Below are 15,548 nucleotides of genomic sequence, written 5' to 3' on the forward strand. Positions count from 1 at the left end.
CTTCTGCGTGGGCAGACAAGCCCAGCCACTGCAACATGAGATCCCCCCCGGATACGAAGACTTGATCCTAAAGGATGTTGCAGGCAATTTCCGGAGGCAGTTTTTCCTAAAAAGGTGGAGTGTTGCGGGCTGAGGCGGTGTGGGTGGAGAAAATCACGGGATGGCGGATCTACCGATTTGCGATAGATACCCGCTGTTGGGGGGAGCGGGGCGTATGAGTACGGGTGGCTGCGTGCTGCCGCACCGACGCCGTACCGCGAACTGCTTGACCCGCCTACGTATCTCCCCGCCGCCTGCCGCTTCGTCCAGCGACTGCTTCCGCTCCTGACGCTCGAGCCTGGCGTGGTTCTGCTTGCAGACTGGGACCCAGGTGGCGTCATGGCGCCAGGCGCCTTGCCGCCACTCGCATGCTAGTGACACCGGCTCACGGCGCGGACAAGCTTGCTCCATCGCACACGGCACCTCCCTGAATGGGGGAGATGAGATGAGTCCGTCGACCGGCACGCCTATTGGGGTTGAGTTCTTCATGTCCTACGTCACCGCACGCCTGCTCGTGCCCGCCGCACTCTTCGCCGCCATCGGATCTGGTGTATTCGTTCTCGGCCTCTCGGAAACGCGGCACACGACTGCGGGCGATGATTTCGGGTGGAGCAGCACGCACCAAGTGCTGGCCGGCGATGGCTACGGATGGAGCGCGCCGCGAGACGGTATCGCCCACCCGTAGCTTCGCTTTTCGATGCAGAGCGAGAAAGGCAAACCCGCCGGAAGTCGCCATGTATATGATCACATTCAAGTTGATCGGATCCTGTGGATCAGTCACAGCCCCGAACGATGTCAGGGACCTTCTTACGGCCCACTTTGCTCCTGCGGACGGCATCGAGCACGTGACCGCAACGGGGGCTGCGGGGGACGATCGCATCGATCTGGTTCTCTTCTCCCTCGCCAACTCGGAAGCCGAGGCCATGCTCACTGCTCGTGCAGCGTGTCTGCGCGCCCTTGATCGCGCACCCGAGCTCATCGCCTGGCGTCTGTCGGACGGCGCTGCTGGCGACGGGCCCGGCATTCGCTGAGCACTCCGGTATTCCGTCAGGAAAACCCCGGTCGATCGCCTGTCGAAATCAAGCGGCCAGGTTCGGATCGAGCACCATGCGTTTTCACGTTCAACCGCCATAGCTGGTGAGGGCATGGCCCGGCGCCCGGGGAGATCTCCGCGCCATATGAAATGGGAGAAGATGTCTGCAACCCTTGGTCGGCGGCTTTGCCATGCCGTGGCGACCACGCTCGGCTTGGCCATGGTGATGAGTGTCGCTTCGGTGTACGCGCCGGTAGCCGCCGTTGCAGATGCGCTGCCGGTGAATGAGGGCGAGAAGGCGCTCAAAGCGGCAGTCGCATCGGGCAAGCCCGTCGAGGTGGTGGGCGAGCGAACTGATTCATCGACCACCTTCGCGAACCCTGACGGGAAGTCCTTCCGCCTGGATACCTCAGCCGTTCCTGTCCGCGTCAAGGCCAAGAACGGGTCGGGCTGGGTCACCCCGGACGCGACGCTCGAGGTCCGCGCCGATGGATCGGTGGGGCCGAAGGCCGCTGTCGCCGACATCAAATTTTCCGGCGGGGGTGGGCAGAGCAGTCTTGTCACCATCGAACGCGGTGGGCGCTCGATGTCGTGGGGCTGGCAGGGCGGGGCCCTGCCCAATCCGGTTCTGGACGGGGACAGCGCCGTGTACCCGGAAGTCCTGCCTGGCGTGGATTTGAGGATGACGGCCACGCTCAAGGGCTTCCGCGAGGTGCTCGTGGTGAAGACACCTGAGGCTGCGAAGAACCCGAAGCTCCAGCGCGTCGAGTTCGACCTCCAGGCGAAGGACGTCCAGCTCAACACCGGCAACGACGGCGGCCTTGCCGCCACCGACGCCAACGGAAACCGAGTCTTCAAAGCACCCCCGGCCCTGATGTGGGACTCCAAGGGCGTGCCCGCCCCACTCGCGCTGTCCCCGAAGGAGAAGGTCGCCGCTGCCAAGGCTGAAGGCGGCACCCTGCCGCAGGCGCCCGCGGGCGCCGAGCCGTCAGGAGACCCCGCGGACGGGCCGGCTCTTGGCTCGCAGGTCGCGAAAATGGCCATCCACGTCGATGCCGACTCGCTGGCCGTCGTACCGGACACGGCCATCCTCAAGCAGAGCGATCCCGCGGCCTTCCCGCTCTACATCGACCCCTCCGTCGCCCTCGACGACGGGACCGAGCACACCGCGCTCCGCAACGACGGAGTGTCCTTCTGGAACTGGGACAACGGCGACGACGGCCTGGGCAAGGGCATGGGCAAGTGCGGCTCCTGGAGTGGTTACTACTGCGGCCCGGGCTACGTACAGCGCCTGTACTTCGAGTTCTCGCCGAGCAAGCTCGTCGGCAAGGAAGTCCTGAACGCCCGCTTCCGCGTCACCGAGCCGTGGGCCTTCCAGTGCGACCTGCGCAACGTGTGGCTGGTCCGGATGGACGGGGAGATCGGCCCGTCGACGAACTGGGGCAACAAACCCAACTACGCCGACCTCATGGGAGACCGCTGGCTGTCGGCCGGCCGCGGATCGGCCTGCGACCCAAATTCGCCGGCGGCGCCGGTCGAATTTTCCGACAACCTTCCTGACGAGCCGGACGAGAACCTCACCCCCACCGTCCGCGACTTCGCCAACGGCCGCTACAACCGCCTGAACCTGGAGCTGCGCGCGGAGGACGAGTCGGACACGGCCGCGTGGAAGCGCTTCCGCAACGACGCGGTCCTGTCCGTCGACTACATCGGCAAACCCAACACCCCGATCTACGTCGGCCTGGTCACGGGCACCGGGGAGATCTGCTCGAACGACCCGGCCAAGCCGTCGATCGTCTCCGACCCGACGCCAGCCATGACCGCGATCACCGAGACCGTGTGGGGCGGCGAAGCGGGCGCCCAGCTGCGGATCCTGATGCAGACCGAGAAGAAGGAGACCAACGGCACTTGGACCCCGGTCAAGGCCAACGCGGCCGACGCCGACTACGTCAGTCGGCCATCCTCGGGATTTGTGGGGGACAACGTCAAGGTCACCAGTGACCCGCCCGCCACGCTGACGGACGGCGCCCAGTACCGCTTCCGGACCTGGACCCGGTCGTACGCGGACGGCAACGAACGAACCAGCGCTCCCAGTACGGACTGCTACTTCAAGGTCGACTCCAGTGCCCCCAAGGCCCCGACGGTCACCTTCGGAGCTCCGTACAGCCCGTGCACCAGCACCTCGTGCACGGCAGCTGGCAAGCCCGGCCAGGCGGGTCAGTTCACCTTCGCTCCGGCGACCGGCGACACCGTCACGGCATTCCAGTACAAGCTGTCCACGGACACCACGTGGACCGAGATCGCCGGCTCGAACCCGACCGTCTCGATCACTCCGCCGCTGTCGGGGACGATGAAGCTGAGCTTGAAGGCCAAGGACTCCGTGGGCCGCTGGGGCGCGACGAAGATCGTCGACTTTGTCGTCAAGGAGGGCCCCAACCCGATCGGCTACTGGACCTTCGACGAGGCCTCCGGACAGGCCATCGACACCTCGACCACCGACCCGGCGCTCAGGAACAACATGTACCTCGCCGCCGGAGCCCAGCGCCCCGCAACCGGCCGACGGGGCTGGGTGCAGACGCCCACCCCGCACGAGGACCGCGCGCTCCAGCTGACGAACGGCCAGTACGCGAACAGCGACAAGCCGGTGTTCGACACCCGTAGCTCCTTCACCGTGGCCGGCTGGGTCCGCCTGGACCGCACGGACGGCACCTTCTCCATGCTGGCCCAGGGCGGCAAGAACTTCAGCGGTGTCGCCATCACCGCCGCCGCCGGCCAGCCGTGGTCGATGCAGATGGCCACGGACGACACGGCGGGCGGTACCGGCGCGATCAAGAGGCTGAGCGGTCCGAACCCGGCGCAGGCCGGGGTGTGGACACACATCGCCGCCACATACAACGAGTCCACCGACCTCGCGAAGCTGTACGTCAACGGGCAGCTCCAGGGCCAGATGACCGTCACCAACCCCATCGCCTCCACCGGAGTCATGGGAATCGGCGCCGCCAAGCAGTCCGCCGCTTGGACGGAGCACCTCCCGGGTCGGATCGACGAGGTCAAGGTCTGGCAGGACGAGAAGAGCGCCGACGAGGTAAAGCAGGACTCCTCGCTCTTCGACCCGGCGACCGGCAAGCCCGCCGTCGACCTGGCCGGAGCCTGGGACCTCACCACGGCCGGCCCCGCCTTCGCCGACACGTCCGGTAATGGCCGCGCCCTGACCGCGACCACCGGTACGCCCGTCACGGGCGGCGCCCTGGTCCTGAACGGCTCCACCCAGGCGGCCACCGTCGCGGGTCCGGTCGTCGACGACACGGGTTCGTTCACGGTGACGGCCGAGGCGAAGCTCGACAACACCGCCCTCCTCGCCAAGCCGAACGGCTACAAGGCCCAGGTCATCGGCCAGCGTACGGCCACCGGTTCCTCCTGGAGCCTGTGGTTCGAGAAGACCGGCATCCGCCAGGAGCCGGACGAGCGGGACCCGACCAAGATGCTGGACTTCGTCGAGGGCAGCTGGCACTTCGGCCGCCTGACGGCCGACGGCACTGGGACCTCGGTGGCCAGCGACAGCCCGGCCGCGCTCAACGCGGGCGTCCAGGTGACCGGTGTCCACAACGCTCAGGACGGCACCATCACCCTCTACGTGGGCGCGGCCGGCCAGGCCCAGCCCAAGGCCTACACGGCCAGCATCGGCAGCGGCGAGCTCGCCGTGGGCAAGGGCTTCACCAACAGCGCCTGGGGCAACTTCCTGCCCGGCCAGATCAAAAACATGCGCCTGTGGTCCGGCGCAATGAAGGACGCCCAGCAGGTCACGGACACCGTCTTCGGCTCCGGTAGCTGACCCTCCGACTCCACCACCGATTTGCCGTGGCCGCCCCGCACAGGGGCGGCCACGGCCTCACCCGTACCCACAACCCCTATCCACATGGAGCATTCGTGTCCATCCGACCACCAGGCGGAACAATCCGCCGCCGGCTGCCGCTGGCGGCCGCACTGGCCCTGGCCCTCGCGGTGCCGGGCGTCATCACCCCGATAGCGGAGGCCGCGGACCTGCCGGGTGCCCCGAAGATCGCGAAGCACAAGGACGCCAAGGTCCGGGCCGTCAACGCGCAGGGCGCCAAGGAAGCCCGGGAGTTGGTGGCCAGGAACCAGGCCGAGAACAAGGTCCAGGCGGACCGGGCCCGCGCCGAGGCCAAGGCCGACTGGCCGAAGGCGGCCACGCTGGAGGGTTCGGCCGTACGGTCGGGCTCGCGCCTGCTGGTCGACGTACGGTCCACGGCTCGGGTCAAGAGCCCGCTGCTCAATCCGTCCGTGCCCAAGGGGCCGGCGGCGCCCGCCGCGGCTCCGGAGGGAGCGGTCGGGAAGTCGACCGTCAAGGTCCTCGACCAGAAGGCGGCCGAGAAGGCCGGGATCACCGGCGTGCTCTTCTCGGCCACCGGTCCCACCAACGGGCCGGCGCAGCTGACCGTCGATTACGGCTCCTTCGCCTCGGCGGTCGGTGGCAACTGGTCCACCCGCTTGGGGCTGGTCAGCCTGCCCGCCTGTGCGCTGACGACGCCCGAGAAGGCGGAGTGCCGAAAGACCACCCCGCTGCCCTCGGCCAACGACATCAAGAACCGCACGGTGACGGCCGACGTCACCTCGCTCCCCGCCGGAACCACGACCACCACCAAGGCCAAGGCCCCGGCGGCCGAGGCTCCGGCGGTTTTCGCCGTGATGGCGACGGAAACGGCCTCGCCCCAGGGCGCGGGCGACTTCGCGGCGACCCCGCTCGCGGCCTCCTCCAGCTGGGAGTCGGGAGCCGCGGCCGGGGCGTTCGCCTGGTCCTATCCGCTGACGGTTCCGGGCGCCGTGGCGGGTCCTACACCTTCGCTCTCGCTCTCGTACAGTTCCGGGAACGTCGACGGCCGGACCGCGAACTCCAACAACCAGGGCTCGCAGGTGGGCGAGGGCTTTGACCTGACCTCCTCCTACATTGAGCGCAAGTACGGCTCGTGCGACGATGACGGACAGGACGACAAGTTCGACCTGTGCTGGAAGTACGAGAATGCCTCGCTCGTCCTGAACGGCAAGTCCAGCGAGCTGGTCAAGGACGATGCGACGGGCAAGTGGCGCCTGAAGGACGACGACGCCTCCCAGGTGACCTGGGGGACGGGCGCGGACAACGGCGACAACGACGGCGAGTACTGGAAGGTGGTCACCGGTGACGGTACGACCTACACCTTCGGCCTGAACAAGCTCCCAGGTGCGGGCTCCGAGCGCACGAACTCCACTTGGAGCGTCCCGGTCTTCGGTGACGATTCCGGCGAGCCCGGCTACAGCAAGGGCTCGGCCTTCGCCAGCCGCTACGAGACCCAGGCCTGGCGCTGGAACGTGGACATGGTGCAGGACGTTCACGGCAACGCCGCCACCTACTGGTACGCCGCGGAGACGAACAACTACGCGAAGAACGGCGACAAGACCAAGCTGCTGCCCTACACGCGCGGCGGCGCTCTCTCCGAGATCCGCTACGGCCAGCGCGCGGACTCGCTCTTCACCGGCACGCCCTCCCACAAGGTCACTTTCGACTACAAGGAGCGGTGCTTCGCGGCGAGCTGCACCGACCTGACGAAGGACACTTCGGACAACTGGCCCGACGTCCCCTTCGACTCGATCTGCTCGGCAAGCGAAACCGACTGCCGGGCGTCCGGGCCGGCCTTCTTCACCCGCAAGCGGATGACGGCGATCAACACCTTCGCGTGGTCCACGGCCCTGGAGCCGGACAACTACGCCCCGGTGGACACCTTCGACCTGGCACAGGAGTACCTGGACCCGGGCGACCTCGGTGACACCAGCGACCAGTCCCTGGTTTTGAAGTCCATCAAGCGCACGGGCAAGAACGGCGGTACGGTCGAGGTCCCGCCGGTGGACTTCACCTACCACATGAAGCCGAACCGGGTGGACATCGATGGGGACAACATCGTCCCGCTCAACCGCCCCCGCATCAACACGATCACTTCCGAGACGGGCGCCATCACCACGGTCACCCTCTCCAACCCGGAGTGCGTGCGCGGCTCCAGGATGCCGGTGGCGGAGGACGACAACTCGCTGTCCTGCTACCCGGTGTACTGGCCGATCAACGGCGGTGACCCCAAGCTCGACTGGTTCCACAAGTACAACGTCACGGCAGTCACCATCGCCGACCCGGCCGGCCAGAACGACCTCGTCGAGAACGCCTACGAGTACGCGAACCCGGGCTGGCACCACAACGACGACCCGCTGACTCCCGAGGACGAGCGCACCTGGTCCGACTGGCGGGGCTACGGCAAGGTCACCGCCTACACCGGAGCCGTCGGCAAGACCCGCTCGAAGACGGTCAAGGTCTTCATGCAGGGCATGCGCGGCGACACCCGGAAGGGCACGACGGCCACCCGCACCACCACGGTCGCGGCCGTACCCGTGCCGGGCCTGACCATCCCCGACGTCAACGACGACGACCAGTACGCGGGCTTCCAGCGCCAGCAGATCACGTATGACGGGAACACGCCGCTCTCGGTGTCCGTCACGGACCCGTGGAGCAAGGAGACCGCGAGCCAGCAGAAGTCGTACGCCAACATCAAGGCCTTCTTCGTCCGCTCGCAGACCGCGTACAAGCACACTTTCCTGACGGGCTCCAACACCTGGCGGACCACCCGTACCGATACCGCCTACGACGCCTACGGCCTGCCGACGTCGATCTCGTCGGCCGGTGACACCGCCAAGACCGGCGACGAGACCTGCACCCGTACCTGGTACGCCCGCAACGATGCCAAGGGCATCTCCGGCCTGCCTTCCCGCAACCGCACTGTCGGTGCGGAGTGCTCGGTCACGGACGACAAGCTGGGCCTGCCCGCCAACTCGGCGACCCGTGGCGACGTCCTGTCGGACCTGGCCACCGTGTACGACGACAACGCCGCAACCGGCTGGACGGCGAACCAGACCCCGACCCTGGGCCTGCCCACCTGGACCGGCCGCGCCCAGGCCTACCCGGCGGCAGCCGGAACCGCCGACCGCAACCCGGCCGGCGGCGTCGGCTGGCAGACCGTCACCAAGACCACCTACGACACGGCCGCCGCAAAGCTCGGCCGTCCGCTGAGCGTCAGTGACGCGGCCGGGAACACGACGACGACCAGCTACACACCCGCAGCCGCGGGCCCGCTGCAAGTCACGGTGGTCACGGAGCCGAAGCTCGCCTCGAACGGGCAGCAGCACAAGAGCTACAGCTACACGGACCTGCGCGGCTCGACCGTGCGATCCATCGACGCCAACATGGCCTCGACCTTCAACACCTACGACGGCCTCGGCCGCGTGACCGCCACGTGGCTGCCCAACCGCGGCCAGTCGCAGTCCCCGAACGCCACGTACGACTACCTCTTGGAACGCGGCAAGCAGCCGTGGACCTCGGTCAGCACGCTGACGGCCGACGGTACGACCTACAAGACGGTCTACACGATCGCCGACGCACTGCTCCGCCCGCTGCAGACGCAGACCCCGTCGCCGAACGGCGGCCGGATCCTGACGGACACCCGCTACGACTCCCGCGGCTTGGCCTACGAGTCGTACGCCGACATCTGGGACAAGGACAAGGGGCCGGAGGGCGTCTACGCCCGCGCCGAGTACGGCAGCACGCCGTCGCAGACGGCGACCGTGTTCGACGGCCTCGGCCGACCGGTCACTTCCTCGCTCCTCGTCTACGGAGTGCAGAAGCAGTCCACCACCACCAGCTACACCGGTGACTCGACCGCCACCACGGCCGTCCAGGGCGGCACCGCGACCCGTACGATCACCGACGCACTGGGACGGACCGTCGAGACCCGGACCTACTCGGGGACGACGCCGAACGACCTCGCCTATGGCGGCACCGCGCCCGGTACCCCGTACACCAGCGTGAAGCAGACGTACACGGTCGACGGCAAGCAGGCCACGACCACCGGCCCGGACAACGCCAAGTGGACGTACGGCTACGACCTCTTCGGCAGGGCCACCACCGCTACGGACCCCGACAAGGGCACCGGTACCACCACCTACACCGCGCTCGACCAGATCGCGACCACGAAGGACTCGCGCAACACGGTCCTTGAGTACGCCTACGACGAGGTCGGTCGCAAGACCGGTCTGTGGAAGTCGCCGAAGTCCGACGCCAGCCAGCTCGCGGCATGGACCTACGACAGCGTCCGCAAGGGGGCTCCCACGGCCTCCACCCGTTACGAGGGCGGCCTGACGGGCAAGGCGTACACCAAGTCCGTCACCGCCTACGACACCCTGGGCCGTCCGACGACGACCCGGCTGACCTTGCCCTCCGACGACCCGCTCGTCACATCGGGCGCCATCGCCGCTACCACCGACCACACGATGACCTACCGGCTCGACGGGACTGCGAACACGGTGGCAGCGCCGGCGGTCGCAGGTCTGCCCGCCGAGACCCTTCAGGTCAACTACAACAACTTCGGCCTGCCGAAGGGGCTTTCCGGCACCACGGACTACGTGCAGGACGTGGCGTACTCCCCGGTCGGTGAGATCGAGCAGCTGACGCTGGCCCGTTCCGCGGCCGCCGGGGTACGCAAGACGTTCATCGGCAACACCTACGAGGACGGCACCCGCCGTCTGCTGAAGTCCACGGTCAACGACCAGACCCACAACGGCATGCTGCAGGAGCTGACCTATAACTACGACCAGGCCGGCAACGTCCTGTCGATCTTCGACTCGGCCCCGCTCAGCGGCTTCACCAAGGCCGACAACCAGTGCTTCACCTATGACGCCCAGCGCCGTCTGACCGAGGCCTGGACCCCGAAGACCGCGGACTGCGCCGTCTCGGGCCGTACCGCCGCCAACCTCGACGGCGCCGCCCCGTACTGGAACAGCTACACCTACACGGCGTCGGGCCAGCGGGCCACGGAGAAGACCAACACCGGCGCCCCGCAGACCCGCACCTACTGCTACGACCCGGCCCGCCCGCACGCGGTGGCGGCCACCACCACCGGCGCCACCTGCACCGGCATCACCCCCCAGTACACCTACGACGCGACCGGCAACACCACCAAGCGTGCCGAGACGCCGGGCAGCGCCACCTCCCAGACACTGAACTGGGGTCCGGAGGGCAAGCTCACCAAGACCACGGAGGGCGCCACCGCCACCGACTACGTCTACGACGCCGAGGGCGAGCTCCTTATCCGCCGCGACCCGGTGGGCGAGACCGTCCTCTACGCGGGATCCAACGAGGTGCACCTCAAGGGTGCCAAGAAGTGGGCAGTCCGCTCCTACAGCATCGCGGCCGTTAAGGTCGGGGTACTGACCAACGAATCCGGCACCGCCAAACTGTCCTTCGTCGCGGCCGACGCCCACGGCACCTCGTCCCTGACCATCTCCGCCGACGACACCCAGGCGGTGTCCAAGCGCTACACCACCCCGTTCGGCTCGGCGCGCGGACCGGCGGCCGCCAACTGGCCGGACGACAAGCGGTTCCTCGACAAGCCGGAGGACACCGGCACGAACCTGACCCACGTCGGCGCACGCGAGTACGACGCGGCCCTCGGCCAGTTCATCAGCGTCGACCCCGCACTGAGCCTCGACCAGCACCAATCCCTCAACGGCTACAGCTACGCGAACAACAGCCCGCTCACTTTCAGCGACCCGACGGGCCTCGAGAGCTGCGGCGGCTACGGCTACTGCGGTGGCGGCGGCTGGACCAACGGCGATTACATCGAGGACGTGGACGACGGCGGCGGTGGCGGTGGCGGTGGCGGCGGCGGCGGTGGCGGAGGCGGCGGTGGTGGCGGTGGCGGCAAGGGGGGCAACGGCGGTTCCGGCAAGCCCGGACCCTTCGTCAGCGTCATCACGCCACTCCCCTACATCCCTCCCACCATCGCCGCCCCCGAGTACTCGAAGGAGCGTTCCTGCCAGTTCGACCCGATCCTGGCGTGCAATCCCGAGGACGCCGTGCTCGGAGGTGAGGACCAGGGACCGATCCTCGGCGTGGCGGCCCGCTGGGCCCTGGGAATGCTGTCGCCCGAAATGACCTACGGGGAAAACAGCCCGGTGGTCCAGGACGTGCTGAAGTCCGACCTCACCGCTGCGCACCGGTACCAGATCGGGAACCGGTTCTACGGAGCGGGGCAGCGGTCCGGTGAATTGCAGAAGAACTACATCGGAGACAAGGACGGGTCGGGTCAGGCGAGTCAGCTCCGGGACGATCTCGCCGCGATCTCCACGCAAGACGACGCCAAACTGGCCACGGCCGTCCTCGGTTCCTACACCACCAAGTACGAGATACTCCGTGAAGGCTTGAACGGTGTCCAGGCGCGCATCACCATCACCAACCCCATGACCATCTCGTCCTTCTCGCACTACGCGACGGGCTACGAGACTCCGTCCCAGCATTGGGTGGAGAGGAATCTCGACCGTGGAGGAGTGTTGGGCTTTGGGCAGGGACAGGCGCAGAAGATCGTCTTCAGGGTCGTCGTCCCACGGAACTACAACTACGGAGCGTCGGCGAAATAATGACCATGACCAAACGGATCCGACTGGCCGCACTGTTCCTGGCCCTCTCCGTGCCTGCCGTCGCCTCGTGCGCGACCCTTGAGGCCGGTGGGATGGGGTACCCGAAGGGAGTTCTGGTGGACCAGGGTTCACTGGCCCGCACGTGGAGCGGCAATGGGGCCGAAGTCACCCTGAAGGAGGACGGTTCCTTCGAATCCAAGGGTGTTGACTTCGGCAAGGTCGACTGCAGCGCGGGGGTCCCGGACCCGGGGGCCGGTAGCTGGAGGTCATTCGACGGGGGGCAGGGGGCGACGACCATCCAGCTGAAGTTCGGCCCCGGATGCTTCGGATCGCTCTGGACCGGCACGATCGACGGGGCCACCGTTCTGTGGCGGGAGACGAGCGAGGAGAAGCACGAATTCACCTCTCTGAAGTAGGTGTGCTCAGGCCGCACCGAGCGCCCACGCACGACCGCCGCGCGTAGAGGCTCACCGCTGAGTGGGCGGCATACTTCCGGCTCATGCAGCACGGCGTAAGCAACACGGAAGCGTGCCGGATCGTCGGGATCCCCGGCGGACCGGGAAACGCTGGCGCTAGGGACGCGGCGCGTCCGGCAGCAACAAGGCGGCTCCACCGATCCCCGCGGTGGAGCCGCCTCCATGTGAGTTTGGGGTGTAGTGGTGGGGTTTGGGTGTATTGGTGTATGACGGGGGGAATCAGGCTTGACCAGCGCGGTAGTAGTTCGTGGTGGCTGTCCTGGGGTGACTACGGGGCTGCCGTTTGTCGATACCCGGCCTGGGGCAGGAGCGGCTGGCGGAGACGCTGGCGTTGTTCCATGACGTGTGGGAGGGCGTGGATCCGGCGGACGTGGTGTGGGCGGATGCGACGGTGGCGCAGGGCAACTACCGCACCTGGGCGAAGATCACCTCTCACGTCTAAGCCCTGTCCAAGCGCGGGCGGGACGTTCGCGTCGATCGTCGGCTGATCGAGCAGGCCTGCGCCCGGCTGGGCGCCTACCCGTGACGGCCAGCAGTGGGTGAACGCAAAGGGTGACCAAGACCAGGCGGCAGGGAGCCGGCTTCGTGATCAATTCCCCCCGGGCGGAAGTGCCTCCATCACTTGACGCACCAGCGCGGATGCTCCGTGGTCCGGCTTTGGCTGCGTTGTGCGGTCCCGCTGTTGAGCGGCTGCTGCGGCTACGCGGCCAGGCGCGACTGTCGCGGGGGCGTGTGCGTCTTGCGGGGGAGTGTTTGGGGGTGTCGGAGCGGACGGTGTGGCGGTGGCTCGCCCGGCCCGAGGCCGAGCCCCGCATGGCGGACCGTCCGGTGGGCCGGTTCGAGGTGACGCCGGACGTACGGGTACTGCTCGCGTACAGGCGGGGCAACGCGTTGGCGGCCCACCGGCAGTTGGTAGCCCGCGTTCCTGCGTGCGGTACGCCGTGACCTGACCGCGGGCCTGCGTGCGGGTCTGGCCCGGGGACCGGAGGCGGCCCGGGCCACGACGTGTTCGGACGCCGCCCGGCCCAGTGGCGCAACCACACCTGGGAGGCCGACCACGTCCAGGCGCCGCTTGTGGTCGACGCGGACGGAGAGCTGGTGCGCCCGTGGGTGACGTGGTTCATCGACGTCGCGACGAAGACATCACCGGTCACCCCCGGGCATCCGTCCCGTGCCTCGATCCTGGCGGCCCTGCGTGCCGCGGTGCTGCGCACGGCCCGTACGGGCCGGCGGGCGGCATCCCTGAGCATGTGCGCGTCGACCGAGGCCGGGACTTCCCGTCGAAGACGGTCCTGGGCGCCTTCACCGACCTGGATACCAAGTGCGAGGATCTGCCTGCCTACAGCCCGCATCTGAAGGGGACGGTGGAGAACCTCAACCGGTGTGCCGACCGCATGCTCTTCACGGTCCTGGCTGGCTACACCCTCACTCCTGCGCCAAGGCGTGCCAAGAAGAAGTCCGCCTTTGACGAGCCTGTGCCGCTGACCTTCACGCAGTTCACCGCCGAGGCCCTGGACTGGGCGCGGTGGTGGAACACCGAGCACCGCCCCGCCGGCCTGACCGGCCGGACCCCCCTTCGAGGCCTGGCAGGCCGACCCCCCACGCCCCTCTCGGACGTCCCCGAGGCTGCCTTGTGGGGGCTGATGCTGGAGGACGACGGCCGGGTGCCGGAAGCTGAGCAGTCACGGGGGTGCGCTGGCGCGGCCGGGGCTACCTCGGCGCGTGGATGGCCGGCCAGGCAGGCCGCCACGTCCGGATCCGGCACATGCCCCACCACGACCACGAGATCGAGGTCGTGACCCGGCCGGCCGCCATCTCGGCTCCGCCCACCTCGCCGACGCCGCGCCCCGGCAGCCGGCCCTCCCGCGTGAGGTACTGCGCCATGCGCGCCCGTGCGGCCTTCTTGCCGCTCACCGCCCGGATGGCGGCGCGGCCGCCGCCTGGGGGCGGAGCGGCCGAGGAGCTCGCCCGGCGGGTGACCGCCAGGACCCCGCGGTCCTCAGCCTTGAGGACGTGCCCCGGTTGCGGCTGCCACACCGGCCCCGGCCGAACGCTCGCGCGGGACGGTGGCCAGGTCTGGGTCTGGGCGGCGTGCCGTGATTCAGCCCTGCTGTCGGTGACGGAGGAGCCGGCCGGCTTGCGCGCTGAGCCGCGAGGGTGCCGGGCGTGGGACGGGCCGCGAGGGTGTTAAAGGAACATGACAGCGTGAGGGGGAATCGGTCACGTGTCTTCACCAGTCGGCGTCATCTGGTTGTCAGTGACCCTCAACTGTAAAAATGCAGCTCACCAGGGGTATGAGGGACAGTCAGGTGCGGTTTGGGTGCTGCGTGGTTTCACCGATCGACGCTGTCGGCGATCAGTGAATCTGCGCAATGGCCATGGGCTGACCTGGGGTTGTGCAGGTTGACTGAGCGGCCTGATGGCTGTGTTGGCTCACTGAATGTGCGCAGTGTCCGGGTATGCCGACCGTCTGACCTGCGGAGTCTTGAACGCGGTGCCTGTTTGCGCAGGTTGGTTGAGCAGTGCGCAGTTTCACCGATCGCCGACATCACACCATCGACATCACCCGAATGGGGCAGCGTCTGGGTTCCGGAAGCAATCCGCATATCAGAATGAAGCACATGGCTTTCGGGTCGGGAGGCAGGCGCCGAAGCTGGGAGGTGGTGAATGCGGTGCCCGGGGTGCTGGGCGCCTCGATGAAGGCGAGTGTGATGTCACACGTTCCATGGTTCAAGGATGCTCCACGTGCCCTCGGCCGCTTCGAAGACCCATTCCGAGCCCTCGAAGACCTCTTGCCGGTTGCTGGGACGAAGGCTGCCGAACCGCTCAGCGCACAGGTCGACCTGTATCAGCCCGTCGAACCGGGTGAATTGCGGGGGATCGAAGAGCACTCCGGCGGGCCCTTGGATCTCGTCGATCCGAAATCGCTTCACGTCGAACAGGTCCAGGCATACAGGCTCCCATCGCATGGCTTCGTCCACCACCCGGGCATCGATGACCAGTCTTACGGCCCGTTCCCGCGGTCTGCGTCCGAAGTGCTGGTCAATGATCACCCGGCGGACGCCGGAATCATGGAACTCGTAGCGTGCCAGCAGCGCCGCGATCCCTTTATCTGTCAACGCATACGGCCCAAGCCTCCGCGGGGGTACTGGTGCTCCGAGATCCACTGCGCTCCTTTGTCGAGGTGCCCATCGTAGGAGGAGGACCAGCCGAGCAACGCGGCTGGCCACGCGGCAGTCCTTCCGGTCTACTTCGGGGGGTGGTTACGGCCCGGCCGGCCAGCTGTTGCTGCTAGCTGCCCGCGGAGCGGGCTGGTCCTGGAGGCGGAGCCGGAAGGACCCGGGTGGGGGAGCGGAGCGGACCCGCCCAACGGTCCGCAGGACCGGACCCCGTGAAACAGGATCACCCAGGCCTGCGGAGCAGGCCCTTCGGGGTGAAGCGAAGCGGAACCTCGAACTAGTCCGGAGCGAAGCGAAGGACTCCGGCCCGAAGGG

The 15,548-nt window shown here is 67.9% G+C and carries 10 protein-coding genes and 1 pseudogene; 10 read left to right on the top strand and 1 reads right to left on the bottom strand.

Annotation, left to right across the window (positions count from 1 at the left end):
* Window positions 1-484 precede the first annotated feature (484 nt).
* The 10 genes and pseudogenes from AC0666_RS32915 (at window position 485) to AC0666_RS32960 (ending at window position 14,245) form a co-directional block, all read left to right on the top strand.
* On the top strand, window positions 485-724 hold the full coding sequence (locus AC0666_RS32915) for a hypothetical protein (protein WP_478708995.1): 240 nt from the start codon (window positions 485-487) through the stop codon (window positions 722-724).
* A gap of 55 nt (window positions 725-779) precedes the next feature.
* The gene (locus AC0666_RS32920) at window positions 780-1,070 is read left to right on the top strand and encodes a hypothetical protein (RefSeq protein ID WP_478708996.1); all 291 of its coding nucleotides are present in this window, start codon (window positions 780-782) and stop codon (window positions 1,068-1,070) included.
* A 684-nt stretch (window positions 1,071-1,754) separates the two neighbouring features.
* Window positions 1,755-4,904, top strand: coding sequence for a laminin G domain-containing protein (locus tag AC0666_RS32925; RefSeq protein WP_478708997.1), 3,150 nt, complete (start codon window positions 1,755-1,757; stop codon window positions 4,902-4,904).
* A 95-nt stretch (window positions 4,905-4,999) separates the two neighbouring features.
* Window positions 5,000-11,578, top strand: coding sequence for an RHS repeat domain-containing protein (locus AC0666_RS32930; RefSeq protein ID WP_478708998.1), 6,579 nt, complete (start codon window positions 5,000-5,002; stop codon window positions 11,576-11,578).
* Window positions 11,579-11,583: 5 nt separating this feature from the next.
* Window positions 11,584-11,994: a hypothetical protein gene (locus AC0666_RS32935; protein WP_468974499.1), complete on the top strand. Its 411-nt coding sequence runs from the start codon at window positions 11,584-11,586 to the stop codon at window positions 11,992-11,994.
* Between the two features lie 47 nt (window positions 11,995-12,041).
* A pseudogene (locus AC0666_RS32940) lies at window positions 12,042-12,214 on the top strand (IS30 family transposase); the annotation flags it as partial.
* A 123-nt stretch (window positions 12,215-12,337) separates the two neighbouring features.
* Complete coding sequence (locus AC0666_RS32945) at window positions 12,338-12,496, top strand: hypothetical protein (protein WP_478708999.1); 159 nt, start codon at window positions 12,338-12,340, stop codon at window positions 12,494-12,496.
* A 317-nt stretch (window positions 12,497-12,813) separates the two neighbouring features.
* On the top strand, window positions 12,814-12,999 hold the full coding sequence (locus AC0666_RS32950) for a hypothetical protein (RefSeq protein ID WP_478709000.1): 186 nt from the start codon (window positions 12,814-12,816) through the stop codon (window positions 12,997-12,999).
* Between the two features lie 60 nt (window positions 13,000-13,059).
* Window positions 13,060-13,410: a hypothetical protein gene (locus AC0666_RS32955; protein ID WP_478709001.1), complete on the top strand. Its 351-nt coding sequence runs from the start codon at window positions 13,060-13,062 to the stop codon at window positions 13,408-13,410.
* Window positions 13,411-13,780: 370 nt separating this feature from the next.
* The gene (locus tag AC0666_RS32960; RefSeq protein ID WP_478709003.1) at window positions 13,781-14,245 is read left to right on the top strand and encodes a hypothetical protein; all 465 of its coding nucleotides are present in this window, start codon (window positions 13,781-13,783) and stop codon (window positions 14,243-14,245) included.
* A 523-nt stretch (window positions 14,246-14,768) separates the two neighbouring features.
* Here the strand turns inward: AC0666_RS32960 and AC0666_RS32965 are convergent.
* A complete protein-coding gene (locus AC0666_RS32965) occupies window positions 14,769-15,221 on the bottom strand; it encodes a hypothetical protein (protein WP_478709002.1) in 453 nt (150 codons plus the stop codon).
* Window positions 15,222-15,548 lie beyond the last annotated feature (327 nt).

The organism is Streptomyces sp. NPDC043680, assembly GCF_056436685.1.